The following is a 24,648-nucleotide window of genomic DNA, read 5'->3' on the forward strand; positions in this document are numbered from 1 at the left end:
GAATGTCACTTAGGCATTTTTGGGTATAGAAAACGAAGGAGGCGTTGTTATGGAAGCATTCGATTTTTTTACATTGCATGAAAAGGATATAAAAGATGATATTAAACGCTTAGTATTAGCCGATTCACCTTCGCAAAACAAAGAGTTGCTTGATCTATGCAAAGATGTACTACAGTCGATGTTTTATGACTATTTTCATGTAAAGGCAACGGAATATGCGATGGAGCATAACGGCAATCATCTCCGCTTTGAAATGGGCGAAGGAACCGAACAGATTTTAATGATCGGTCACTATGATACCGTTTGGGATAAAGAGGTTTTACCGTACCGGGAGGAAGAAGATAAAATTTTTGGTCCTGGTATTTTGGATATGAAATCAGGTCTCGTCAGTGCTATCTGGTTTTTTAAATATGTCCAAAAAATGAATCTACCTTTGAAGCGGCGGGTTGTTTTTTTCCTGAACAGCGACGAAGAAATTGGAAGCCCTACATCCAGAGCGCTAATCGAAGAAGAAGCAAAAAAGTCGGTGGCGGCTTTTATATTGGAGCCTGCTGTTACTGTTTCGGGTGAACTGAAAATTGCGCGGAAAGGGACATCCAGGTATTTACTGAACATTCGAGGGCTAGCATCGCATGCGGGCAATAATCCGCGGGATGGTGTCAGTGCGATTACGGAAGCAGCAAGGCAAATCCTGAATATTGATGCACTCAACGATTACGAGAAGGGAACAACGCTGAACGTCGGTATGATTCAGGGCGGCGGTAAACTGAATGTCGTACCTGATGAAGCGCACGTAGGAGTCGATGTCCGATCGGTTACTCGCACAGAGCAGGAACGTATCGACGATTATTTTGAAGAGCTTAAACCATATGATCAGCGTACGAAAATCGAAATCGATGGGGGAGTTAACCGGCCGCCGATGGAACGTGATGAAGACAGCGAAGAATTGTTCGAAATTGCGCAGGAAGAGGCGGAGGAACTTGGTTTTGATGTAGATGAAGCGTCAGTCGGCGGTGCCAGCGACGGCAATTTCACGTCGTTATACACGCCAACATTGGATGGTCTTGGACTAGTTGGGGACGGTATTCACGCAGAACATGAGCATATTTTAAAAGAGCATATCATTGAACGTTTTGCACTTTTGACGAATACATTGCTGGAAGTTGTGAATGAAATTGAGATGGAGGGGAATCGGAATGACGGCTGAAACACTGGCTCACTTGATAAAAGATTCGAATCGTACGGTCGTGCTGACAGGTGCGGGGATGTCGACTGAATCGGGCATACCGGATTTTCGCTCGTCAACAGGCTTGTGGCAAAATATCGATCCACGTATTGTTGCCTCTACAGAAAGTCTGCAAAAGAACTATGAACAGTTCCGTGAGTTTTACCAGATGAGGATTACCGCATTGGTCAATTGCAAACCCCATCAAGGACATCTAATATTGGCGGACTTCGAAAAGCGCGGACTTGTTTCGCTTATCGCAACCCAAAATGTCGACCAGCTTCACCAGCAGGCCGGAAGTAAAAATGTAGCGGAACTTCATTGCAATATCGTGTCAATTCGCTGTCAAAAATGCGGCAAACCCCATGGAAAAGAGCAGTTTTTGAATAACAGTATTTGCACATATTGTTCGGGGAAATTACGACCGAATGTAGTGCTGTTTGGTGAAACATTACCGACAGAGGCATGGGAACGTACGCTACACGAAATACACGAGGCAGACCTTGTCATAGTGATCGGCACAAGTTTGGAAGTATACCCTGTCAATCAGTTGCCGAGCATGTCGAAAGGGAAGCTCGTCTATATTAACCGCGAGCAAACATCCACGAGCTTACATTATTCTTTTGATTTAGTGTTGGAAGGGTCGGCCGGGGAGATTTTGGCACATGTTCATCGAGAGTTGGGGGATTTCAAAAAGTTATAACAAAGCCTGTATGAAAATGCAGGCTTTTTACTTTGGCAGTAATGAAAGCTATAAACAACAAATTGCAAATTTACAAACATTTACTCAAGCACTCCTTTATAATAGAATTTAGTAATTATCCCTAAAAGGAGAATATGTAACATTATGCAATTATCTATTTACACGAAAAATCCGCATGCGAGAGCAATTTCACATTTACTGGCGAAAAACCCGGCTACCGTTTATGAGCGCAAAGTAAAAGGGCACGCAGTACGATTTGTATATCATAAAATGACAGATGACGAATTATACGCTTCCATCTTTGTTACACCTGATTCATTGGCGCTTGTAAAAGACAATGAAGCGTTTGATATTACCCATTACATTAATGACCGTGAATTTGCTGTAAGTACCATTTTCTTATCGCTTATTCGTTCAGCTTTAGGCACAGCGCTGAACGGAAAGCCTAAAGAAGAATATTTACAATTTGCAGCAATGGACTTTCCGTTTACATTTGAGTTTGGTCCAATTTCATCAAAGCTCACAGACGAGGAACTCCGAAATTTATGGGAACCGTTAGGCTATGAAGTAACGATTAATACGATGACTGACGCTAAACGCGCACGATTCTTAACGCTTGCAAATACCATTACGTTAAAGAAAGCACTACAGCAAATTTTTATATTAATCCCGGTTATGGATGACTATAAGCATTATTTTATTGATGAAGCCGAGCGGGAGCGTTTGGAAAACTACGGTGAGGGCTGGCTTGAAACTCATCCGATGCGTGAATTTATTTACAAAAAAGCATTGCGCTTTAAACAATTGTATATGACAGAAGAGAATGAGCAAAAAGTCGATAAACCATCTTTAAATACGCGTCGCTATGAAACAATTGCCGAGGTAGTTACAGCATTAAAACCTGAAACGGTTATCGATATGGGGGCAGGAGAAGGGAAGTTATCGATGCTCCTTGCGCAAATCGAATCGATTACAAAGCTGTACAGTGTCGATCCTAGTAATCATGCACTTGCTAAAATGCAAAAACGTTTTGCCGATCAGCAATTTGCTACAAGACCTATTATTAAGTGGGGATCACTTTACTATGAAGATAAAGAGTTTACAGAGGCGGATGTCTTTATTTTATGCGAGGTTATTGAACATATAAATGAGGAACGACTGCCTCAAATGATGCAGCTCATCACACAAAATTATACGCCTAAGCATTTAATTATTACGACACCAAACGCAGAGTATAATACGGTTTACGAACTTGAAGATATGCGCCACGATGATCACCGCTTTGAATGGAATCGCAAGCAGTTTGAGGCATGGTGTAAAGCAGTTGCGCCAAACTATGATTTACAATTTGAAGGGATCGGTTCTGTACATGAACAATATGGTGCTCCTACTCAAATGTGTATCATGACAAGGAGAGATTCACATGCAATTTAAACTTCCAAACGGGGCCATCGTACTTGTAATAGGGCCATCAAATAGCGGGAAATCCACATTACTGCAATCATTAGTCGATTCAGGTCAGCTCCTTGAAAGCGAGATCATTAGCTCTGACTACTATCGTCGGCTTGTGGCGGATATAGATTTCATCGATTTTACAGCGGTATCTAAAGATGATGAGGATATTGTTTATGAAGAATATCAGCGTATTTCAGAGCAGGCGTTTCATGTGCTTCATACGGTTGTGGAAGCCCGTGCAAAGCTAAATAAAGTATCGATAATTGATGCCACAAATTTACGCGGCTTTGAACGTGTCAAATATTTTGAAATTGCTAAACGTCAACATGTACCTGTTTTAGCGCTAATTTTGAATACAACAAAAGAGCAGCTGCTTGCACGTGATGTATTGCGTGATAACCCTAGAGGTCGTAAACGTGTGCTGCAACAATTTAATACGTTGAAATATGAGTTGAAAACAATAAAGAAAGAGCCATTCGCCAAAATTTATAAAGTAAATGACGAAAGCGTCGAGATAGTGCGAGAACCGAATAAGCTTTGTTTAGAAATCGAAAGCGGTTTTGATATTATCGGGGATATTCACGGCTGCTATGATGAGATGCTTGTGCTCTTGAAGGATCTTGGATATGGGCAGCGCGGCGATGTATATGTTCACCCAGCTGGACGCCGGTTAATTTCTGTCGGCGACATTATGAGCCGCGGCCCTAAATCAATTAAAACAATGCAATTTTGGTTGAATCAGATTGAAGCAGGATTAAGCTATATGACAGACAGCAATCATGGCTGGAAATTAGCGCGCTGGTTGGACGGGAAAAATGTATCTCTAAATCATGGGGATGAACTTGTCGAGCAAGAATTTACCGAGTATGAGAAGGTGCATGGCGAAGAGGCTGCTAAGGCACTAAAAGAACAATTTGCTAACATGCTTTTAAAAGCACCGTCACATTATATTTTAACGAAAAATAATATGACAAAAGCTGTTGTTACACACGCCGGCATTAAGGACCATTACATCGGGAAGGAATCTAAACGCATATCTGATTTTTGTCGATACGGTGATATTCAGCAAACGGACAGCTCCAGTAAGCCTGTTCGCGGTGATTGGTTCTCGCAGCATAAAACGAGCGAACTGATCATTTGGGGACATGACGTGAAAGTACAGCCGTTTAAAGCAAACCGAACAATTAATATTGACCAAGGTGTTGTATTTGGCGGGGAGCTTACGGCATTTCAATATCCTGAGCAGACATTAAAAAGTGTTAAGGCATTCGCGAATTATGCCGGGACTGAGGACAACCCTATTTTAGAGGCGAAAAATAAGCGGTTTAGTCCGCCAAATGTTGCACAATTTATAAATGGCTTTGCGGTTCATACAACGAGCGGGGATCAAATAACAATCCCGAGAGAAAATGCATTGGCAGCAATGGATACATTTTCTCACTATACATTGCCCTTGGAGCAGGTAATTTACATTCCGCCAACAATGAGTCCAACTCCCCAAACATCTGCGTTACCGGATTACTTGGAACACCCTGCAGATGCTTTTCATTACTATAAGAAAAACGGTATTCAAAAATTGATTGCCCAGAAGAAGCATATGGGTAGCCGCGCTGTTATCTTTATTGCAAAAAATAAAGAAGTTGCAAAAGAGCTCATTAACAGTGATAGTCTGGGCTACATTACAACTCGTACAGGCCGCGCCTTCTTTGAACAAAAAGGGCAGCAACAGATGGTGGAGAATATTCATGCTGAGCTAGTCGGTAAAAATTACTTCGAGCAATTTAATACAAATTTCGTCTTAATGGATGCCGAAATATTACCATGGAATTTAAAAGCACAAAGCTTAATCGATCAACAATATGAAACGGTCGCTGAAAATGCGTTGATGGATCGCTATAAACTTATCGAAAAGTTGAAAGCAACAGAGCATGTGGACGTGACGAGCTGGATGGAGGAATATACCGATAAATATAAAAATGCTGCACGCTTCGATGCGGTTTTCAAAAACTATTGCTGGCCAACAAATGAGCTTTCAGGCATACAAATAGCACCGTTCCATATTCTTGCACATAGCTCATCAGCAAACTTCCACCAGTCTCATAGCTGGCATATGAAAATGAATGCGTATTTGGCCGAAAACAGCTCGCTATTTATAGCGACAGAATACCGTTTGATTGAAAGCGAGCAGGATGAACAGGAAGTAATAAATTGGTGGAAGGACATGACTGAAAATGGTCATGAAGGCATTGTTATTAAGCCATTTGATTTCCTGGCTTATCATAAAGGGAAATTACTGCAGCCGGCTATAAAAGTACGTGGCCGTGAATATTTACGCATCATTTATGGCATGGACTATACAAATGAAGACACTATGAAGAAGTTAAAACAGCGTAACCCTTCCCGTAAAATGAAGAACGCTTTATTGGAATTTAAATTAGGTCTGGAAGGGATTTCACGCTTTGTAAGTTTGGAAAGCAGCAATCGTGTACATGAATGTGCACTTGCAACGCTTGCGTTAGAAAGCGATACAATCGATCCGCGCTTATAAAATAATATGAGACTCCCTTTAATTCAGTTAATTGGATTGGAGGGAGTTTTTGTTTTGCTGCAAGACTTTAAATTGCTAGGCAAACAAGTAGAAATTAGCCACTGTATAATTGGGTGTATAAATCCTGAAAAGGAACTTTTTTGAAGATGTTTCGTTAAAATAACTGATCTTTGAGTGCATGAATCAACATAAAGGGAGGTTGGAAAGTTGAAAAAAGTTATAATTACAGTGGTTGTGATATGTTCAATATTGTTAGGCGGATGTAATAAAATTGAGGTAATAGAAACCGAGCAGGAAGTTATAGTTTCTTATAAAACCTTATTTGCGGAATTACAAAATGAAATTATAGTATCAGTTACAGAGAAAACGGAACTTGAAAGTGATGCGCTCGCACTAATGATAGATGGTGGAGCAAGTGATTTAACAGTTTCAGTAGGTTACCCGAAAGATTCAAAAATTGATGCTACGTTGATTCAACAAATAGTAGAAGACTCGATTAAGAATATTTCTGAAAAAGATACAACTAGCGAAGAGAGAGTAAAAATAACTATTAAAATCGAGAAATACTAGCAGATAGTATGGTTGAAAAGAGTATGTGGAGGTTTGAAGTTGTTTAAGTATGTGTTGCAAATTATAGCTGGGATCTTAACATTAGTAGTATCAACTTTTATTGCATGGTATGAAGGAAGCGCAATTATAGAAAATACATTAGAATGGAAGTACTCAACACCTTTTACTAGTTTGTTTCAAAGGGAGATTATTAATGGGCATGATATTAGCCAACTCGATTATTTCGTTTATGCAGCTAAATTTCAGCCTTTCTTTCCCACAATTATGATAGCAAGTGTCCTCTATATTCTAAGTGTAACTGGCTATTTTCTTATAAAAAGAAAACCGAAATGGGAAATTGGTTTCTGTGGATTAATAGGTTTTATACTCTTATTATTTAGTAGCTTGTTTTATAATTCCACAACTATGGGGGGGAATGTTTTTTTCTGGATTTCCTCAATAAGCGGACTTTTATTTATAGTAATTACAGTTTTACAGTATAAGTTGCATAATACTAAAATGTTAACGGAGGTTAAATAATGCCAGTTATTATGACGAGTGTTTTTTCGGCAATCATCATTTTTATTACTGTTTTTTCTATGATTAAAGTATTAAGTATAGCCTATAAAAGAAAAGAGATTTCTAAGTCAAAATATAGAGTGTATGCAACATGTTTTATCGTGGCAGGGATTTTAGTTGCTGCAATAATACCTTTTGGTTATCAAAAAATATACGAAATGATCCTCTAACTGTGTCATGCAATTTAGCATAGTGAAATTATGATTGGAGCTGGTTAAAGCAGTGAAACAATTAATACCTATGAATGAAGTTGAATACGATACATACATAAAAGATAAAACGGAGAGGTATGCTCTTACCCTTGAAGAAAATACTTTTGAAATGATAAGTGAAACTGCTTTTGTTAGAGCAGAAAAAGCGATAAAAGGATATTTGCCAAATGGATTCAACACAGAAAATCATGAATTCTATAATATTTTAGAAAATGAAAAAGTGGTAGGTTATGTATGGATAAAAATAGTAAAAGAAAACAAAAGTGCCTTTTTATATGAAATCTATCTCAAAGAAGAGTTTCGTTCTAAAGGGATTGGGAAAAAGGTGATGACTGAGCTTGAATCCCTTTTAGCTGTTCGTAAAATTGCCTTTTTTAAATTACATGTTTTCGGAAATAATGAACATGCTCTAAATTTATATAATAATTTGGGTTTCCGTGTTGCAGGTATCAACATGTATAAAGAAATAGACAAATAAATATCTATTTTAAATCTGTGAATTTATTTTAATATAGGGAGGGGTAGTAATTAGCCCAGCAGTGATTATTGGATTATTTATAGTTACAAGCGGTGTCCTTGCTGTTAGCTTGCTAGCTTTTCTTTTACCTAGAAAAGTTAGAAAGTTTATTTGGATTTTATTGATTATTGTTCTAATAGGTTATTTTAGCTATTACGGAGCGATTAGGCCATTTATAATACAGAATCAAACGCATCAGGCTATCGAGGAATTAGAAGACCATTTAAAAGAGAAGTATCCTGAAGATTCCTGGAATATAACCGATACGGATCAAACTGTTATAAAACCTGACATATATCTTCATGTGATTTTTGAAAGTGAACCAAGAATAGTTTATGAATATAAAGTTAAAGACACAATAATAAGTCAAGAGGATATATGGACCGTAGCAGGCAGTCCTATTGAAGAAACAGATATTGATCCTCAACATGAAGAATGATCTCTTACTTAAATAAAAGTCAATTTTTATACCAAACTATCGGCTTACTTAAACTAGCGCGACAATCTGTAAGAAGGTGAGTAATAAAACAAATGAGCCAGCATATGGATTCAAAAATTTTGTATTATAAAAAATTTAAAGGTGAAGAAATGCCTATTAACTACATTAATTGGGCTAACAGCATGTTGGAAAACGAAAACTCTACAACATCCCTAAATATCCTTGCTTCTTTGAGAGAACCGTTAAATATTTTTGAAATTGAAGAATATTTTAAAAGAGCTTTGGGTGAATTAGGTATGAAGGAGCCTTCAAATGTAGAATGTGCTAAACACTACATACGTCATTTATTGAAGGAAATATTAAATGATAAAAATAATGCAATAAACTTAGCTTATGAAATATATGAAGTGGTGCGTGAACACTTTTTTAATGAGGAGTTAGAGATATGGTATATATGGTATGGAATAAGTGAAATGATAGACGACTTTCGATATGGAGATAATCCAAGAAACATCACTCTTGAATACCTAATTTCCATTATTGTACACGAAACGAAAAAACAATTAAGTAACAAGTTTTATATTTACTAAGGTGATTTTTCTTAAAAAACGTATTTTAACAAACCTGTGTTTTCCTTGAAAATGTAAAGGTCTTTTTGCGTTAAGTACTGGTTTGCGACATCGATATAAAATGCTGCATTAACAATATCAAAAGAATAGGCACGAAATGCTGATATAACTACATTCGTGCCTTACTGCTGTATTCCCAATCTTTTAGAAACGTTATTTTGTTTGAAGATGTGTAAGCTTATACTCCATAAAAGGATATATTCTACCAGGTATAACTGTTGATTCCACATAAATTATTCTTTTTGCACCCATTTTTAAGTAAAATTCATATGCATTTGGATCACTATTAAAATGGAAGCTACTTAATCCAAATTCTGCCGCCTTCAGTAAAATATCTTTCCATAATAATCTCCCTAAGCCTTGACCAATGTATGTAGGGGCTACAAATAAGGATTCTAATTCTTTCGTTTCTATACACAAACAATAGAACCCTTTAATAGCCTTTTCTTCTTCTAGCAGATAAATAACTTTAGACTGGATATCGTCTACTGTAAGTGTTAAAACATCTTTCCATGCATTCATAAAATCATCTGAATAACCCCAATAGCCTTTTGCTTTAAAAGCTATATCCGTCAGTGTCGCTGCATCCTCGACATTTGCTTTTCTTATCTTATTCATAACTTATTCCTCTTGATTCATATTTTCAATATGCCGCATTCATTCCAATCAACAAATTCTTAATTCCTGATGAAGGATTGGGCTTAAACTTTTAGTATTTACTTCATCTTTTAATCTCCCTTATTTCCTAATGCGCTGTACAGACGGAAAAAACGAGAAATAGTTTCAATATATTTTAGATTTTTATGAAACGCCCATATCTCCATATATGCCAGTCCTTGAATTAGAATGGTCCTTGTCATTATCTGGCGTTTTCCTTGAGGAAGAGTCTTTTTTTATTGAAAGCCACACATTCAATTAAGAAAAATTGAGGATAATTTTGGTTAATAGTTGTAAAATAGTAAAAGAAAGAGAATGTTTGGGTATAAGGGGGGAATTCAAATTGTTTTAAAGTTATCGTTGATGGAAATTCTAAATAAGGTTTAACGGACAGAGAACAACTAATTTTACAAAATTCAATTTTACATTTTTCAACAATGACAAATGCAATTATTACAGACGCAGGTGTTATGTTAAACCCGCCGGATGAAGGTACAATTGGGATTACTTTTGCATATCCTGAAGCGCTAGATGCTGAAAAGGAAGTTGAAGTTCGGGAAAGTATTGTTAAAAGATTGAACAGCTTTTTTGTGTCAAATCTTGAATTAAATGCAGTTATTACTTGAAAAATCAATCATCAAAAATTGGGCACTTTTGCTGGAAGACTGTCAGAGTGGTCTTTTCGGAGGAGGAAAGATGAAAAGCAAAAATATTATAAAAATAATAAACTGGGTTACATTTATTATAATTTTATTGGTCGGAATTTTTACAGCAGGGTTTTCGCTGGATGACTTAAGTACACAGGTTGCCTTAGGGGAAGAAGGGCAGTCTCGCGCAGGATTCCGGTGGGGGATATTCCACATCATCATTTTAGTTATAATAGTAATGTCAGCTACTTTTTTAGGTTTTGCTTGGAAATTATTATTCCCGTTTAATGTACCCATTGCAATAATAATAGCTGGTTTATGCTATCAACTATTTTTCCTTACGTTCACTATTGGTTGGGTCGGTTTAAATGGAACATTTGGCTTCGTTATCGCATTTTTGATTGGAATAATATTAATTATTTCTTACACAGTTTTAAAATTTCTAGAAAGCCGTAAGCGCAGTGAAACGAATTAAAAGGTTCAATGCTATTTTATTCAATTAGTGCTGTTAAGAGGGGGCATTATTATGGGCGGAGATTCTATTGTTTGGTTGGTTATAATTTTGTCTATTTTAATTTGTGATGGAATAGCCGTGTATTTATACCGTATAAAAAAATTCCCTATATGGGCATCGGCAATTTTTATAACCCTTTTAGTTCCAGTGATCGTTTATATTTTTGTTTCTTTAGGAATTGATTATTTTAAAAAAACCAATACCGATCTGGATGATACAGGAGAAGGAATAGCTTTTGCAGGTGGATTTATTGCAATAGTACTGGCATTCAATGCGATAGTTATGTTTGGAACTGGAGTTATTTTAAATATCTACACTTTCATAAAAAAGAAATAAAGGGTATAACTGCATTTGAAATAATCCTTTGGGTGATAGTTTGTTAAGAATAATTTTTTCGGTAGTATCCGCATTCTTTGTATTTTAACAATTTCATTATTTAATAAAATTCCTCTTCATTTGGGGGGAAAATTTTTAATAAATACAAAATATAAGGGGTTTAAATTGTGAAATATAAGCTTTGGAATGGTGCATCAGCCATTATAATTAAAGATAATCGTATTTTAATGATACGTACAAAAGATTCTAATAGTTGGAACATTCCTTCGGGGGGAGTAGAAGTTGGTGAAACCGCAGAGGAAGCTTGCATACGCGAAATTTCTGAAGAAACAGGTTATGAAGCTAAGATAGTTAAAGAATTACATACCAAAAAAATAATTATCAAAGAATATAAAGTAACAACACAATATTTTTATGTGAAGTAACTGGTGGGGAAATTCAATATCAAGACCCTGATGAAGAAATTGAAGAAATTTCTTGGAAGAATAGCAATGAATTTTCAAAATTAATGCTTACATATCCTGAAGACCAAGAAGTTATTGAACAACTATTATCCGATTTTTCTTAATAAAACCTTCAACAATCGGGCACGGTTCTTCAATAAGAAGTTCGTGTTATCCGTTAAATGGCTATATTGGGAATAGCTTTTATCTAGAGGTGGCGTCAGAAAATTTCAGATTTTGCCGATAAGAAATTTGTTATTCCTGTTTCATACAAATTAATGAACATTTCCAGCTTCCATTAAAAAATCGGTAAACGTTACTACAACAACGTTTACCGATTTTTCTGTTGACCCCAAACTTTAATTTGAGAACCATTTTTGAATGAAGTTGTATAATTTAAACTAAAGCATAAGCTAATTATTGCATGTCATCTTTTGATGCATTTAATAATAATGGTTTTTTACTTTGGCGATTTATTAAAAGAATTACTCCAGCCTGTATAGTCATTGATAAAACAAGAAGGATTAAATGTGTATAACCATGACCAATCCATGAAAAGATATAGTAAAGTGGTGCTGATGAAAGGTACGAAATATATTGATTTTTTGTTAAGATAAAAATTATTGTTGAGATACAAGAAGTCACCAATAAAACCTCTAAAATAATTCTAGCAAAGTCTAAATTAAAAGAATTCATATAGTATAGTTCATTAAGTAATTCCATTTTATTCCCCCTCTTATCTTGTTACCTTCCATATTCTTCAATTTAAAGTATCAATCCTTCTAAAAATATAAAAAACTTTCCAACCATGAACTACCTCCTTATTAGTGTGTGGGTGCAGTTCATCTTTCGGGATTTTCTTGTACTTAACTTGGTGAATGTATAGATTTAATGCTCCTAGTTATTCCATAATCGGCAGCGATTCTTCATTAAAAAAACCGCGCTTTTCAGTTAAAGGACCATTTTCTTGAATAAATATTTTGGAGATTTATATTAAAATCCAATTAAGTTGGTAATGTAATGTACTTCATCTAACGGGTCCGGTTCGTGAAGGGAGGCTATGCTATAATAAAAATGCGAAAAGAAGTTTTTTGAATTCAAGATCTAGGATTGAGTCAATATTTATTTATGTCCTTATTAAAAGTTAAGTTTCAAAAGCTAATTCCTTTTGTACGATATTGGCGAGAAAACAGTAAATAACAATGGTTTTGGAAGTGCAATTAGCAAACTAATTCGCACTTCCTTTTTTGTAGTTGTATCAGTGAAAGATAACTATTTTTGGGAGATTTACGGTTGCATTCCTGACGATGTTACCATTTCTGATAGTTCAATTTTTTCTTATTCCTTCCGATAATGTCTTTTTAACCATTGGTGGGGCAGGTCTTATGGCAACGGTCTGTTTTTTACTCTCACCATTTGTTGTTCGATACAAAGAGAGATTGTGAGGAAAACTTTTAGTAACGGAGGGCTTTAGTTTAATTAGGTTAGTAAAATATTATATCAAAATTTTTCGCCCTTTTTTGATTGATTCGAGATATGTTTCGTGTAATGCCATTTGATGTATCATGAATTCTCCTCCAGTTACATTTAATTTTTATTCTAAATGTAATAAATCACTTTTTGAATTGGATGTAGAAAACCCTTGTTGGGTAATATCATGTTTATTACGAGCGAAATATGTATATTCCACTTGTGGTTCATTATCAAATATGACACCAATAAAATATGGATTCGAGGATTCATAACCATCTTCACGATGAGGCACTGTTCGAAATTCCCATGTTTCCCCAGGGTACTTTTTCTCCAAATGCAACTGTATATAACTTACCTTCTTTTCAATTTGCATATCTGTCCAAGATGGACGTACGAAATAAATGATGCCAAAAGACACTAAAAATAATAGAGCCAACCCCTGAATCCTTTTTCTCCGCTTTCCTTTAAAGATAAAAGAAATGAATAAAATAAAAACTAAAATTCCACTGGCTAGCATCAATTGAATAAATTCTATTGGGTGCAATGAATCCCCCCCTTTTTCAGTTAGTCCGTTAATCAAATTAAAAAGTCCCCAAACCTGAAGTGACTATTCTTCCGATTCACTATAAGGATATACATACATATCAATATCAATAAATGCATTGATATCAGAATCAAATTGACTAAATTCAGGTGAAATTACCAAACCAGGTGTTTGACCATCATGCATTGTTATCATTAACCACTAGAACTCTTTAATAAATGCGTTCAGTAAAAGAATTAAAATTCCTAATACAACACAAATATCAACAATGACTATACCAATTTTGTTATTATTCTTTTCTTCGTTACGCTGTTGTTTTATTTCCCTATATAAACCTTGCACTTTTCTTTGCATTTGAATTTTATCGTGTTTATTTTTGCTCAATCATTTCTCCTCCTTTAATTATAATAATATTTCTAGAAGACTTTTCTGTATTCCTTTAAATGTGCCGAAAGCGGTGGCAACTTTTGAACAATGACTTCTCCCAATTCCGTTATATAATAGCTGGATTGGTAGTCCTCATTCGGGTTACAACGCTTGGGGAATGCTAAAATTGAACTAATAAAGGTTTGACAAATAGAAGGGGAGAATAAAAATATGAAAGAATTTTGCTGTGAGTATATGGATTATCATGCAAATTTCAAGTGTGATATTCATAAAAATCCTTATGATTGTCCTGATAATATAATTATATTTTATGAAAAATCTAATGACTACGGAATAATAATTCATGATGGTGGTTCTTCAAGAATAGAAATTAACTTTTGTCCATGGTGCGGAAAAAAATTATAATATGTTCCCAATTTGTCAAAGGCTTTAGGGAAATAAGCAAAAGATTATCAATGATGAATAGTGAAAATTAAAATTAAAGGTGTTCTATCGTTCTATGTAATATTCATTGGCAATGAATATACTTCATTGGTAAATAATCCTAAGTAAACTGAAACCAAATGAGAGTTCAACCGTATTAGTAGTATTAGTTTACTGGGGTGATGCTAAAATGCTGCAAAAGGTGTTAGAAATAATTATAGGGGTTATCTTAACTATTCCACTATATGGGATATTAATTTGGAGTTATTTCTACCCTGAAGAAAGCTTACTAGTTGGAAAACGGTGGATGTACAAAGAGGAACCTGAAATATCGGATGGCGCTATTCGTTACATAAAAATTGCATCAGTAACCAGTATTATTGGATTAACACTATTTTTCGGTATTTTCATATTAGCACAACTTAGAAATTGATACTTTGCAGGGAGATTGAGATTTTGGAATGGCATTACAAGTAAATAAAAAGGGTCATACATAATCGTGCACTTTCCTTTAAAAAGGAAGGTGCATTTTCCAGTAAAGGCCATAATTAGCTCACATTTGAGTTGATAGAAAATATCTGTTGTTACTCTTCTCTTTTCAGCCAATCATCTAAAGTCATCATCTTAAAATCTTCTTGGAAATCTATTCGGATGGGAGCGATTAATTCAATTGAATTACCATCTGGGGCATCAAAGTATATTGCAGCATGTGCATGTGGATGATTAGGTAATACTAGTGGTTGACGATCTTCATTAAAGCCAAATGAAGTACGAATAGCGATTCCTCTTTCATTCAGCCATTTTTTAGATGAGATGATATCCTCTTTCTCTACTCGAAATGCGATATGACGTATAGAAGGATGATAGGCTAGCTCAACTTTTTCGCTTTCCCATAAACCAAGCCAGCTTTCATCTTTTACTAAATTTCGGTAAAACAAAATGGAGTTTTTTAAGTTACTTACTGGTAAATGTGCTTCATATAAACCTTTTATCATAGTGACACCCCTAGTTTCAAATATTGTATTCATATTACCGTTTTATGGGAGTTGCCGCTTCATTCAAAGGTCTAATATTCCTTCATTAAGTCCTCAATCTATCTTCTTTAATCAGCATACATGCCCTGATGCCCAAACATATTTGTCTATTTATGTTAAAATATAACAGAATGAAATATATTTAAACTAACGAATCGTATAGTAAATCAAGAAGGATTGCTGAAATCTCGAGTTGTTTATGGAGATATTAAATGTCTATTTCAATACATCTGATTTATAAGAAAGGAAGAGAAAAAATCATGTCGATTTTTTATAAAGAGATTGGAGAAGGCTTCCCAATCATTATGTTGCATGGTTGGACACTTGACCATCAAGTGATGTTACATGCAATGGAACCTTTATTTGAGAATAGAAGCGGTTGGAAGAGAATATACATAGACCTGCCTGGTATGGGTCATTCCCAGTCACAACAATCTATTCAAAATTCTGATGATATTTTAGCATCAATATTGCTTCTTCTGGATGACATTATCCCTAATCAACCGTTTATAATTTGTGGTAATTCGTATGGTGGATATATTGCAAGGGGTATAGTCCAATCACGACAGGATACAGTTCGTGGATTATTGCTGATGGCACCATTAACTATACCTGAAATCGATAAAAGGGTAGTACCACAGCATACCGTCTTAAAAAGAGATTGCAACTTAATATCAGATTTGTCTCCGGAAGATGCTCACGAATTTTGCTCTATGGGGGTAGTGCAAGGTCAAACTGAGTGGGAGAGGTTTCAAAAGGGAATTTTAGTTCCTTCTCAAAAAACAAATTACGAATTTTTAAACCACATTCGTCAAAACGGGTATGGATTTACCTTCGATATTAAATGTAAACTTGAGTATCCCACGCTCATTATTACAGGGCGTCAGGATAATGTAGTCGGTTACCATGATGCATGGCGATTAATTGAAGATTATCCAAGGGCAACTTTTGCCGTACTTGATATGGCTGGTCATAATCTCCAAATTGAACAAACTGATGTCTTTAACGAATTAGTTCATAACTGGTTAAACAGGCTTGAGTTAGAAAATTCTAGACCGGTATCACCTTAATGATTAAGATTGCGAAGAAACTTAAAATAAGACTCTTTTCAAAAGGAGAATATCATGAGCTATATTGAATCACTTAGAAGTATTATTGGAACAGCACCAATTATTGCTCCCGGATCAGCGATAATTGTGATGAATAACGATAATGAGTTATTACTACAATTGCGTTCCGACACAAAAGATTGGGGAATTCCAGGAGGCGGTATGGAATTGGGCGATAGTTTTGAAGAGACAGCTAAAAAAGAGTTGTATGAAGAAACAGGACTTATTACAAATCACTTAGAAATTTTAGGAGTAGCTTCTGGTAAGGAGTTTTATTATAAATTTCCTCATGGGGATGAGATATACAATGCCACTGTTATCTTTAAAGCTATGGATATAAGTGGAAAGTTGAAAAAAGATGAAGAAAGTTTAGAGCTGGCATATTTTCCATTAGATTCTTTACCCGTTTTAAATTATACTACCCAAAAGATTTTAGAAAAGATTGAACTCATAAAGTAGTAGAGTAGGTTTGTATTCCTTTCCGCGGAATAATCCGTGTAAACCTAGATTTTTGCAGTATTTAAGACTCGTGAACAATCGTGCGCCATTCACATTATATACTTTTGAAGTAAATGAAAACGCACAACAATTTTTCGAAAAGAACGGCTTAAATCATATCTAGAGGGCACGAAAATGAAGGAAATTTACCTGATGTTCTTTATAAATGGATTTCCAATAAATAATGGAGAAAATGGAGTGATAGTTTGTTAAGAGTAATTTTTTCAGTTGTATCCGCATTTCTTTGTTTTTTAACAATTTCATTATTTGCTGAAATGCCTTTTCGTTTGGGGGAAAAGATTTTTAACTTAATAGTTGCTCCTAATTTATACTTACCATTTGGATTAGGTGTTTTAGGATTTTTATTTGCTATGTTCGGTATGAAAGGATATATAAGGCTTACATTACTAGGATTAAATATAGTTGGTTTGGTTGGCTATCTTGTGATATTTCTAATGGCAACAGTGGGTTTTCAAGAGCCATAATATTTTCTACTTATCTTCTAAACAGTATGTAATAGCTAACAATGGAAGGGGCAGCGCATTTGTATCAATATTTTAATAGTTTCGTCATTAGAGAAGGCACTGAAGGGATACCTGCGGAGTTTATTGAATCCTTGTTTAAAGACGCCGGATGGGCAAAAAATATTCCATCATGGCAAAAAGAAAAATACTCACTAATTTTCAAGAATTCAACTTGGGCATTTACTGTCTGGGATAATGAGAGAATGATTGCGATGGTGAGGGTGATATCTGATCAAATCATGGCAGCGAATATTATGGATTTAGTCGTTTTAACAGAATATAGAGGCAATGGGATAGGAAAAAAACTTGTTGAGTTATGTATTCAAAAGCTTCCGCATGGAGACTGGTTTGCGCACACTTCAGCAAATAATTTCAAATTTTATGAGAGCTGTGGAATGGAATTAAAAGATTTATCTACCCATGGGACGTGTGTCTATTATGGTTATATCCAAGCAAGGAAAGATGGACACCGTTAAAATCTATTACTCAGATAGAAGTTTATATGGAGGGGAAAAATGACTACAACTTATGTTAATTGGGGCAAATCAAGAGTTAAATTAACTTGGGAAGAAAACCCTTTACTTCCTCAATATAATTTAATTAATAGTGTACATGGTTTTTGTTTTCTAGAAGATCAGCTGTTACTAGTCGACTTAAAGGATCTAGGGTGGGATTTTCCAGGAGGACATATTGACCCAGAGGAAACTCTAGAGGAATGCTTTAAACGGGAAGCTTTGGAAGAGGGGGATATTGAAGGGGAATGCAAGTTATTAGGGTATATAATCGTAGATCAATGTGAAAATCCAATCTGGACAGAACGCAGTCCATATCCTAAAATCGGTTATCAGGTTTTCTACAAAATGAATATCACAAAACTGGTACCGTTTGAGGGGAGATATGAATCTACCCGACGTATCTTTATCAACCCTAATGATATTTCCGACTATTATACAAAATGGAATAGGATTTATCAGGAAATAATGGACTGTGCTAAACAATAAATGGCGTATGAAATTTTATACATATACCTTATGTTTTTGATGTTGATGTAAATTAACTGAACTGATCGAGCTTAAAGAGATGGGTGCAGGATATTCAAATATCCGTGCGCCTTTTGCTGTTTATAAAAATAGTAGAGAACCCCTCAATGCAATTAACTTATATTAAGGGATTAAATTATTTCAATCCCCTTTTTTTGGTATTTCTAGATTAATTAATGAATGTAGTGCAATTAAAATCCTTTTTTACTGTTCAAGGCAGAACCGGGAATGGACTAATAGTTGGCATAATCTAAATACGGTTTACACCCATTCAATTGTAGCCTTTCATGTATTTATAACATATTTTTCTAATTAAAGAAATAAAAGCAACTTTCGACGTTACCCAGTCGTCTCACTTTTGAAGGGAAAATGGTTCAGGGAGATTAAAAATGTCTAAAATGAATCCTTTAGTTCTAATTGAAGAAATATACAATGAGCATTATGCATATTTAAGGAATTTTTTATTAGGTCTTACCAAGAGTGACATAATAGCTGATGATATTATACAAGATTTTTTTACAAAAATTCTAGTTTCGCCTTCAGTAGTTACAGATGTTAAGTATATGAGGAGTTGGTTAATAACAGGGGTTAAAAACACTCTACTTGATTATTATAAAAAGAAGAAGCCTGAATTGCTTCAAGATGAGAATATTATAGAAACGTTGTTGGTTGACAATTATACACCAGAAGTAAGTGCAACAATAAACAATGAATTGGAAACAATTTTAGGCAAGCTATCCACTTCTGAAAAAGCAATTATTATAGCAAAAGAATATTATGGTTATGACTATAATGAAATTAGCGATCTTTTAAATATACCAGTATCTACAATAAAATCGATAGTGTTCAGAATGAGGAAAAGAATGATTAAAGCGAGGTAGTTCTATGGATTCTTTTAAAAAAATACATCTTTTATCCCTAGAGTTGATTCCCATAATTAATGACTTGGACGAAGAACCAAGACAGGTTATTTTAGGACACATCACAAACTGTGAAGATTGCAGAAAATTATATGATAATACTGAGAAGTTTAATAATACTTTGCTAAAACACGATTACTCACAGAATGTGGAGTTGAAGCCCTTAAAAAAATTAGTTCAGTTTAATAATGGATTAAAGTTATTACTGATTACTGTAAGAGCGATAATTTTGTTTTATATTGTTTACTCGAGCTTTAAATATAATGGTGCGGAGTCTGTATCATCATTGCTGGTGTACATTAAATCAGGAATATTTCTATTTTATATACCAGCTGCATTATTTCTATTAGTATTTACATTTACTTTCTTCAATAAAAAATGGGTCTGGATATCCCTGGTGACGGATTTAGTAATTATTTTATTTTTAGAAAAAGTGTTGCAGTTATTTTTATAGAGGGAGGTGCTAACATGATCTATTTAATTATGTTGGTCGGATTGTTTTTAGGTATTTTATTTTTTGCGTTTGTTTTTATTGCTTCAAAAAGGAACGGCAAATACTATTTGGCACCTGTCATTACTTTTCTCTTTTCAGGGATGACTGTTGCGTACGGCATAGTCATGGTTGGAGGATTTGAAGGGATGGGTTATTTGTTTCTAGCAGTAGGTTTTTTTATTGTTAGTATATTGGGGACATTATTTTTACCCTTACTAATACGTAGAATTGAATCACAGCATCTTAATAAGAGAGATAAAATCAGTTTATTCCTTTTACCTATTATATTTTTTGCAACAATCGGGATATCTATTTTTTCACAGGATGGATATTGGATTATTGAACAGGCAAGTGCTGCTCCTGTTGAAACAGAAGGTTATCGAATTTCCACTATTTCTGAAGGAAGTAAAGCAATTACTTTACTGTTAGGTGAAAAATATCTCGGAAAAGAAATTGAAGTGGAAAGCGTGAGCAAATGGGGCTCTACGGAAATTATTTTGAAATTTGTAGATGGTGGGGATGAGGATAAAGTTCCTTTTATACAAATAGGCCTTAATGAAATAAACGAATCATTGAAGGTACAAACAACAGACGGTGAAATCCTTCAACCAATAGGAAGTCCATGATTGTGAAATAGAATCCAGTGACATCACCTCTTTCAGTGACGATGAACCCACACTCTTTTAGTAGTGCGGGTTTTTTTAAAGACTACAATTGAATGACAGAAAAAATAGAATATCAAAGATTAAAAAGGGATAGACATCCTTTACAAAGAGATTTTTGAAAAGATTGAATTATTATAAACTTAGTTACAGAAAAGGGTCTACTCGAGATTAAAATGGGGGTGAATGAATTAAATTCAGATAATATACTCTTTGAAAAATACAATAAGCATAGGATAGTCTTATCGAAGGATAATTGGCCAACAAGGGAGATGATGTGTTGATTATAATGTTAAATGGAGCATTTGGTGTGGGTAAAACTACAATTGGAAATAGGCTCTTGCACGAAATAGAAAATTGTATGATTTATGACCCGGAAGAAATAGGTTATATGTTAAGAAATGTTATTCCCACTGATATCAAAAGAACTGAATCCGTTACAGGAGACTTTCAAGATCTGGATTTATGGAGAGAGTTAACAGTTGATATGGCAAAGAAGTTAATTTCTAAATATGAAATCAATCTAATCGTACCAATGACAATCAGAAAAATTGAATACTTTCAATACATATACAACGGATTTAAAAGTATTGATGAACAAACCTATCATTTTTGTTTGAATGCAAGTAAAGAGACCATTTACGAAAGGTTAAGACTACGTGGGGAGGAAGAAGGTAACTGGTGTTTTCAACAAACCGATAAATGCTTAGAAGCCTACAATCGATACGATTTTGGAGAATATATAGATACTGAAAGAAATAGTATCGATGAAATTATTCAAGAAATAAAAGGAAAGTTAAAGCTTTCTTAAGTAATAAATTCAATTATATTAATCTGTAATTCTTTAAAAATAGAGGGGTGTTCAATGAAAAAATTCGCTGCTGCAATACTATCTTTAGTGTTATTAACAAGTTGTTCTCAAAAGGAGCTTGTTATAGAGGACAAAATACAATTTGAAATTCAAAATGTAAACGAGCAGGAACTTGAATTATTGATTAATCGTGCAAGTAACTTTACTAAACAAGAGATTGATCAGTATTATGCAGTGATTGTTGTAGACTATCAAATATTAAACGGGAATGAGTTTAACAAGTTAACCGTAAAACATGATTTTGATTGGGCTGCATTTATGGATGAAATTGAATTAGAATATGGACCTATGTACATGAATGGTGAAGGTAGATCAAGCAATTATAAAAATGGCAGCTTTAAGCAGGATTCTATGCGTTTTATTTATTATACGAAAGATTTTTCGAGAGAGCAGTTACAAAGTATTTTTGAAACATATAAGCTTAATTTATCATGGCAACAGAAAGATGATGGTGAAATTATGGAAAAGACGATTCAAATTGGGGATTACTTTCAGGATAAGCGCTGAGTTATTCTACCGTAAAGGATGATGTTAATATGGAAATTTTATATCCAGTAAGTGCTTTATTGTTCTCGATCCTATGGTTTCTAAATTTAACTCAGCTCTTAGAAAAGTTACATCAAGGGAAAAATATACATAATCAAAAGATATTAGGCTGTGTTTGGACTGCTTGTTTAATTTTATCAATCATCATTTCTACATCTATCGGTTTATAACATCTTAAACTGACAGATGACGAATTTACTTTACTTTAAAGTTTAATATTTTTACAATTGTGCAGATTTTTATAGGATAGAAAGGGAAGTTAAAATGACAACACAGATTACACTAGCGCCTGTACAACATGACGAGCTACAGCAATTGAAAGAAGAATTACAGGAAGCTTTTATGAAAGGTTTGCAGGATAGTTTTATAGATGTAGAGGACCCGACGGAAATGGGACCATTACCGTCTGATGAGGACTACGAGCATTCATTGCATGCAAAAGGCTCGGTTGTACGCCAACTGATGCAAAATGGTAAAAGAATCGGTGGCGTTGTCCTTCAAATAAATGAAGAAACAGGACGAAATGAAGTTGATTTCTTGTACACATTATCTTCAGCACACGGCAAAGGCATCGGTACGAAAGCATGGTTTGCAATTGAATCAGCATTCCCGGAGACGAAGGTATGGGAACTGCATACACCATATTTTGAAAAGCGTAACATACACTTTTACGTCAATAAGTGCGGCTTTAAAATAGTCGAATTTTATCATAAAGGAAATCCTGGTCCAAATGTGGAAGGCGAGGAACCAACATCAGATGAAGAGTATGAGTTTTTCCGCTTTGAAAAGGTCATGACAAAAGAAAATAGTGACTTATAAGGCAGAGGAAGGTTCATAGCTGTAGAAGACGAAACGATATGGAAGTCGCAGTTCCAGACAAACAGTTAACGCTATTTGACTAATGGAGGCTATTAGTTACAGAGAAAGTTGGGGGAACATGATATTTCAATTTCGGCTGGAAGATGAGCATTTAAAACAAGATCAGAGGGCATTTGACAATGATTATATTGAAGGAGATTTACAAATTTACGTAGATGGACAACTGTATTTGACTGAAACCTGTGTAAATATGGTAGAGCTGGCGAATCAGTTGGGTAAATGGCTACAATCGGTGACTAGTGGTAACCTATGTGAATTTAAGTATGAATGCAATAATCGTGACGAACTTCTTTTACGTTTTTTGGTACAAGAAAACGGGATTATGATACAGGCAAACCTTGAAAGCTATGAGCAACCAATTTTACCTGTTGAAACGGTGAAAAATGCAGTTATTCGTTTTTTAGTAGCGTTAAATGTAGCGCTTCATCAAACCTTTCATATGGAGAAGCTAGACCAATCTTTAACAGGTCTCATTTCGGAAAATACGAGAGCGATTATGCTGTTAGAGCAAAATAACTATGATGAATCCTTTACGCTATTTAAAAAGCTGGCTACAGAAACACCGTCTGTTCAAAGTCTTAATAATTTGGCATGGTTTATGCTGCGTGAGGAAGAGAACCGAGATGAAGCAAGGACATTATTAGAGCAAACGCTGGTCTTTAACCCGAAGTCTTCCTTTCCGTATATGCTGCTCGGTGAAATTGCATTACATAACAAAGAATATAATGAAGCAAAGCATTATTTATTGCAGGCACTCAGCTTCAGCGAGACGGAGGAAGCGACCTATAATTTAGGAATGGCGCATTTTCAGCTCGGTGAATATGAGCAAGCAGCGAAAGTCTTTTCTCGCTGTGATGGTGATTCGGGAATTACGCAATTATACGAGGTCGTATCATGGCTGTATGCAGGTCATGTTAACAAGGCAAAGGCACTTTTAGCCAATTGGAATGATGAAGCGGATGATTACACAGGTGCTATGGAAATTGCAGATGTTTACGTAGAGCTTGGTTGTTACAATGAAGCACGAGTACAGTTTGAAAAAGAATGGAACAGCTATTACACTTCACCTTATTGCGTCAGTCGCTATGCGTATACCCTGTGGCAATCAGAGGACTATGATGCTTGCCGGGCAGTCGTTCAACAAGCTATTCAACAGAAAAAAGAAGAACGAATCGATGAACAACAAAGGGAGCTAGATGAGCATTGGACAGCGCAGGATCGTGACGAGTGCATAATTGAATTAATCGAACAGCAACAAACCCTCGAAACGCTATGGCATCGCTTAGAAAATGGTGTTGTACCACCCTTTGAATATGATATGTACCCTAATGGCGGCTGTCAGCTTTTTGGCTGCATGCAGCATGGTCATCCTGAATATGAAGAGGTGACAAATTAATTAAGCACTATGTGTACGAATGGCACCGGCACTTACGTGGAGAAATACTGTAAGCAATAAAGTCCGTAATGCTTAAAATTTAAGCTATACGACTGGCTAGCAACCAGTAGTGATTAAATATGTTAGTTGAAGTGGATGGGTATGATCAGCAAGTGCAGCTATCTGGACCAAGCTATACATTAAAGCAGTTAAACAAAATATATAGACAAGCACAAAAGCAGGCATCCTCCAGCATAGAAATTACGCAGTTTATTTGTTCATATTATCAATTTAGCCGAATTCCGTATGATGCAACGATTCAGGTGGAATTTGTGATTGATACGGATACAGGGAGAATTTATTCACCGACATATTAAATAATGAGGGATAAGGAGAGTTGAGTTGGTAAAAGGAAAT

Annotated in this window: 35 protein-coding genes; 29 read left to right on the top strand and 6 right to left on the bottom strand. The window is 35.1% G+C overall.

The window, feature by feature from the left end:
- The first annotated feature begins 49 nt into the window (after window positions 1–49).
- The 10 genes from AC6CH1_RS06205 (at window position 50) to AC6CH1_RS06250 (ending at window position 8,817) form a co-directional block, all read left to right on the top strand.
- Window positions 50–1,207: a M20 family metallopeptidase gene (locus AC6CH1_RS06205; RefSeq protein ID WP_498316638.1), complete on the top strand. Its 1,158-nt coding sequence runs from the start codon at window positions 50–52 to the stop codon at window positions 1,205–1,207.
- Entirely contained in the window at window positions 1,197–1,928 is a 732-nt protein-coding gene (locus AC6CH1_RS06210; protein WP_498316639.1) for an NAD-dependent deacylase, read from the top strand. The genes AC6CH1_RS06205 and AC6CH1_RS06210 overlap by 11 nt, the downstream gene beginning before the upstream one ends.
- Before the next feature lie 144 nt (window positions 1,929–2,072).
- Window positions 2,073–3,362, top strand: coding sequence for a methyltransferase domain-containing protein (locus AC6CH1_RS06215; RefSeq protein ID WP_498316640.1), 1,290 nt, complete (start codon window positions 2,073–2,075; stop codon window positions 3,360–3,362).
- Complete coding sequence (locus AC6CH1_RS06220; protein ID WP_498316641.1) at window positions 3,352–5,931, top strand: AAA family ATPase; 2,580 nt, start codon at window positions 3,352–3,354, stop codon at window positions 5,929–5,931. Before AC6CH1_RS06215 ends, AC6CH1_RS06220 begins: the two co-directional genes overlap by 11 nt.
- A gap of 207 nt (window positions 5,932–6,138) precedes the next feature.
- Complete coding sequence (locus AC6CH1_RS06225; RefSeq protein ID WP_498316642.1) at window positions 6,139–6,501, top strand: topoisomerase; 363 nt, start codon at window positions 6,139–6,141, stop codon at window positions 6,499–6,501.
- Window positions 6,502–6,540: 39 nt separating this feature from the next.
- Window positions 6,541–7,020, top strand: a complete 480-nt coding sequence (locus AC6CH1_RS06230; RefSeq protein ID WP_498316643.1) for a YjdJ family protein — start codon at window positions 6,541–6,543, stop codon at window positions 7,018–7,020.
- Complete coding sequence (locus AC6CH1_RS06235; protein ID WP_498316644.1) at window positions 7,020–7,229, top strand: hypothetical protein; 210 nt, start codon at window positions 7,020–7,022, stop codon at window positions 7,227–7,229. Before AC6CH1_RS06230 ends, AC6CH1_RS06235 begins: the two co-directional genes overlap by 1 nt.
- A 52-nt stretch (window positions 7,230–7,281) precedes the next feature.
- Complete coding sequence (locus AC6CH1_RS06240) at window positions 7,282–7,749, top strand: GNAT family N-acetyltransferase (RefSeq protein ID WP_427710116.1); 468 nt, start codon at window positions 7,282–7,284, stop codon at window positions 7,747–7,749.
- Window positions 7,750–7,810: 61 nt separating this feature from the next.
- Complete coding sequence (locus AC6CH1_RS06245; protein ID WP_498316645.1) at window positions 7,811–8,227, top strand: DUF3139 domain-containing protein; 417 nt, start codon at window positions 7,811–7,813, stop codon at window positions 8,225–8,227.
- A 104-nt stretch (window positions 8,228–8,331) separates the two neighbouring features.
- Window positions 8,332–8,817, top strand: a complete 486-nt coding sequence (locus AC6CH1_RS06250; protein ID WP_498316646.1) for a hypothetical protein — start codon at window positions 8,332–8,334, stop codon at window positions 8,815–8,817.
- Window positions 8,818–9,009: 192 nt separating this feature from the next.
- Here AC6CH1_RS06250 and AC6CH1_RS06255 read toward each other — a convergent pair whose 3' ends face one another.
- On the bottom strand, window positions 9,010–9,474 hold the full coding sequence (locus AC6CH1_RS06255) for a GNAT family N-acetyltransferase (RefSeq protein ID WP_498316647.1): 465 nt from the start codon (window positions 9,472–9,474) through the stop codon (window positions 9,010–9,012).
- Window positions 9,475–9,950: 476 nt separating this feature from the next.
- Between AC6CH1_RS06255 and AC6CH1_RS06260 the strand changes: the two genes are divergently transcribed.
- From AC6CH1_RS06260 to AC6CH1_RS06275, 4 genes are all read left to right on the top strand, one after another.
- Window positions 9,951–10,139 (top strand): hypothetical protein, encoded by a 189-nt coding sequence (locus AC6CH1_RS06260; protein WP_498316649.1) that lies wholly within the window; start codon window positions 9,951–9,953, stop codon window positions 10,137–10,139.
- A 70-nt stretch (window positions 10,140–10,209) separates the two neighbouring features.
- Complete coding sequence (locus AC6CH1_RS06265) at window positions 10,210–10,635, top strand: RND transporter (protein ID WP_498316651.1); 426 nt, start codon at window positions 10,210–10,212, stop codon at window positions 10,633–10,635.
- Window positions 10,636–10,686: 51 nt separating this feature from the next.
- Complete coding sequence (locus AC6CH1_RS06270; protein ID WP_498316652.1) at window positions 10,687–11,010, top strand: hypothetical protein; 324 nt, start codon at window positions 10,687–10,689, stop codon at window positions 11,008–11,010.
- 167 nt (window positions 11,011–11,177) lie between these two features.
- Window positions 11,178–11,435, top strand: a complete 258-nt coding sequence (locus AC6CH1_RS06275) for an NUDIX hydrolase (protein ID WP_498316654.1) — start codon at window positions 11,178–11,180, stop codon at window positions 11,433–11,435.
- A gap of 435 nt (window positions 11,436–11,870) precedes the next feature.
- Here the strand turns inward: AC6CH1_RS06275 and AC6CH1_RS06280 are convergent, their stop codons facing one another.
- From AC6CH1_RS06280 to ynzI, 4 genes are all read right to left on the bottom strand, one after another.
- Window positions 11,871–12,176, bottom strand: a complete 306-nt coding sequence (locus AC6CH1_RS06280; RefSeq protein ID WP_498316655.1) for a hypothetical protein — start codon at window positions 12,174–12,176, stop codon at window positions 11,871–11,873.
- 871 nt (window positions 12,177–13,047) lie between these two features.
- A complete protein-coding gene (locus AC6CH1_RS06285) occupies window positions 13,048–13,470 on the bottom strand; it encodes a hypothetical protein (protein WP_498316656.1) in 423 nt (140 codons plus the stop codon).
- Between the two features lie 63 nt (window positions 13,471–13,533).
- The gene (locus AC6CH1_RS06290) at window positions 13,534–13,665 is read right to left on the bottom strand and encodes a DUF4279 domain-containing protein (RefSeq protein ID WP_251688158.1); all 132 of its coding nucleotides are present in this window, start codon (window positions 13,663–13,665) and stop codon (window positions 13,534–13,536) included.
- Window positions 13,666–13,671: 6 nt separating this feature from the next.
- Window positions 13,672–13,854 (bottom strand): small membrane protein YnzI, encoded by a 183-nt coding sequence (gene ynzI, locus AC6CH1_RS06295; protein WP_251688156.1) that lies wholly within the window; start codon window positions 13,852–13,854, stop codon window positions 13,672–13,674.
- Window positions 13,855–14,067: 213 nt separating this feature from the next.
- Here ynzI and AC6CH1_RS06300 point away from each other — a divergent pair, with 213 nt between their 5' ends.
- Together AC6CH1_RS06300 and AC6CH1_RS06305 are read left to right on the top strand one after the other, a co-directional pair.
- Window positions 14,068–14,262: a DUF6980 family protein gene (locus tag AC6CH1_RS06300; RefSeq protein WP_427710100.1), complete on the top strand. Its 195-nt coding sequence runs from the start codon at window positions 14,068–14,070 to the stop codon at window positions 14,260–14,262.
- Between the two features lie 208 nt (window positions 14,263–14,470).
- Window positions 14,471–14,713 carry a hypothetical protein gene (locus AC6CH1_RS06305; protein ID WP_498316658.1) on the top strand — a complete coding sequence of 81 codons (243 nt, stop codon included), beginning with the start codon at window positions 14,471–14,473 and terminating at the stop codon, window positions 14,711–14,713.
- A 151-nt stretch (window positions 14,714–14,864) separates the two neighbouring features.
- Here the strand turns inward: AC6CH1_RS06305 and AC6CH1_RS06310 are convergent, their stop codons facing one another.
- Window positions 14,865–15,275: a VOC family protein gene (locus AC6CH1_RS06310; protein WP_498316659.1), complete on the bottom strand. Its 411-nt coding sequence runs from the start codon at window positions 15,273–15,275 to the stop codon at window positions 14,865–14,867.
- A gap of 299 nt (window positions 15,276–15,574) precedes the next feature.
- Here AC6CH1_RS06310 and AC6CH1_RS06315 point away from each other — a divergent pair, with 299 nt between their 5' ends.
- The 13 genes from AC6CH1_RS06315 to AC6CH1_RS06375 all read left to right on the top strand — a co-directional run bounded on the left by AC6CH1_RS06315 (window position 15,575) and on the right by AC6CH1_RS06375 (window position 24,608).
- The gene (locus tag AC6CH1_RS06315) at window positions 15,575–16,384 is read left to right on the top strand and encodes an alpha/beta fold hydrolase (RefSeq protein WP_498317745.1); all 810 of its coding nucleotides are present in this window, start codon (window positions 15,575–15,577) and stop codon (window positions 16,382–16,384) included.
- A 54-nt stretch (window positions 16,385–16,438) separates the two neighbouring features.
- Entirely contained in the window at window positions 16,439–16,882 is a 444-nt protein-coding gene (locus tag AC6CH1_RS06320) for an NUDIX hydrolase (protein WP_498316661.1), read from the top strand.
- Window positions 16,883–17,127: 245 nt separating this feature from the next.
- The gene (locus AC6CH1_RS06325) at window positions 17,128–17,406 is read left to right on the top strand and encodes a hypothetical protein (RefSeq protein ID WP_251688146.1); all 279 of its coding nucleotides are present in this window, start codon (window positions 17,128–17,130) and stop codon (window positions 17,404–17,406) included.
- A gap of 59 nt (window positions 17,407–17,465) precedes the next feature.
- Window positions 17,466–17,921 carry a GNAT family N-acetyltransferase gene (locus AC6CH1_RS06330; RefSeq protein ID WP_498316663.1) on the top strand — a complete coding sequence of 152 codons (456 nt, stop codon included), beginning with the start codon at window positions 17,466–17,468 and terminating at the stop codon, window positions 17,919–17,921.
- A 39-nt stretch (window positions 17,922–17,960) separates the two neighbouring features.
- Complete coding sequence (locus tag AC6CH1_RS06335) at window positions 17,961–18,446, top strand: NUDIX hydrolase (protein ID WP_498316664.1); 486 nt, start codon at window positions 17,961–17,963, stop codon at window positions 18,444–18,446.
- 428 nt (window positions 18,447–18,874) lie between these two features.
- The gene (locus AC6CH1_RS06340; protein ID WP_498316666.1) at window positions 18,875–19,366 is read left to right on the top strand and encodes an RNA polymerase sigma factor; all 492 of its coding nucleotides are present in this window, start codon (window positions 18,875–18,877) and stop codon (window positions 19,364–19,366) included.
- Between the two features lie 4 nt (window positions 19,367–19,370).
- Window positions 19,371–19,859: a hypothetical protein gene (locus AC6CH1_RS06345; RefSeq protein WP_498316667.1), complete on the top strand. Its 489-nt coding sequence runs from the start codon at window positions 19,371–19,373 to the stop codon at window positions 19,857–19,859.
- Between the two features lie 14 nt (window positions 19,860–19,873).
- Entirely contained in the window at window positions 19,874–20,524 is a 651-nt protein-coding gene (locus AC6CH1_RS06350; protein WP_498316669.1) for a YesK family protein, read from the top strand.
- A 325-nt stretch (window positions 20,525–20,849) separates the two neighbouring features.
- Entirely contained in the window at window positions 20,850–21,371 is a 522-nt protein-coding gene (locus tag AC6CH1_RS06355; protein WP_498317747.1) for an AAA family ATPase, read from the top strand.
- A 54-nt stretch (window positions 21,372–21,425) separates the two neighbouring features.
- Complete coding sequence (locus AC6CH1_RS06360; RefSeq protein ID WP_251688140.1) at window positions 21,426–21,938, top strand: hypothetical protein; 513 nt, start codon at window positions 21,426–21,428, stop codon at window positions 21,936–21,938.
- Window positions 21,939–22,241: 303 nt separating this feature from the next.
- Window positions 22,242–22,796, top strand: coding sequence for a GNAT family N-acetyltransferase (locus AC6CH1_RS06365; RefSeq protein ID WP_498316670.1), 555 nt, complete (start codon window positions 22,242–22,244; stop codon window positions 22,794–22,796).
- Window positions 22,797–22,914: 118 nt separating this feature from the next.
- Entirely contained in the window at window positions 22,915–24,252 is a 1,338-nt protein-coding gene (locus AC6CH1_RS06370; protein WP_498316672.1) for a tetratricopeptide repeat protein, read from the top strand.
- A 119-nt stretch (window positions 24,253–24,371) separates the two neighbouring features.
- The gene (locus AC6CH1_RS06375; protein WP_498316673.1) at window positions 24,372–24,608 is read left to right on the top strand and encodes a hypothetical protein; all 237 of its coding nucleotides are present in this window, start codon (window positions 24,372–24,374) and stop codon (window positions 24,606–24,608) included.
- Window positions 24,609–24,648: the final 40 nt, after the last annotated feature.

Source organism: Solibacillus sp. GQ1 (assembly GCF_059758555.1).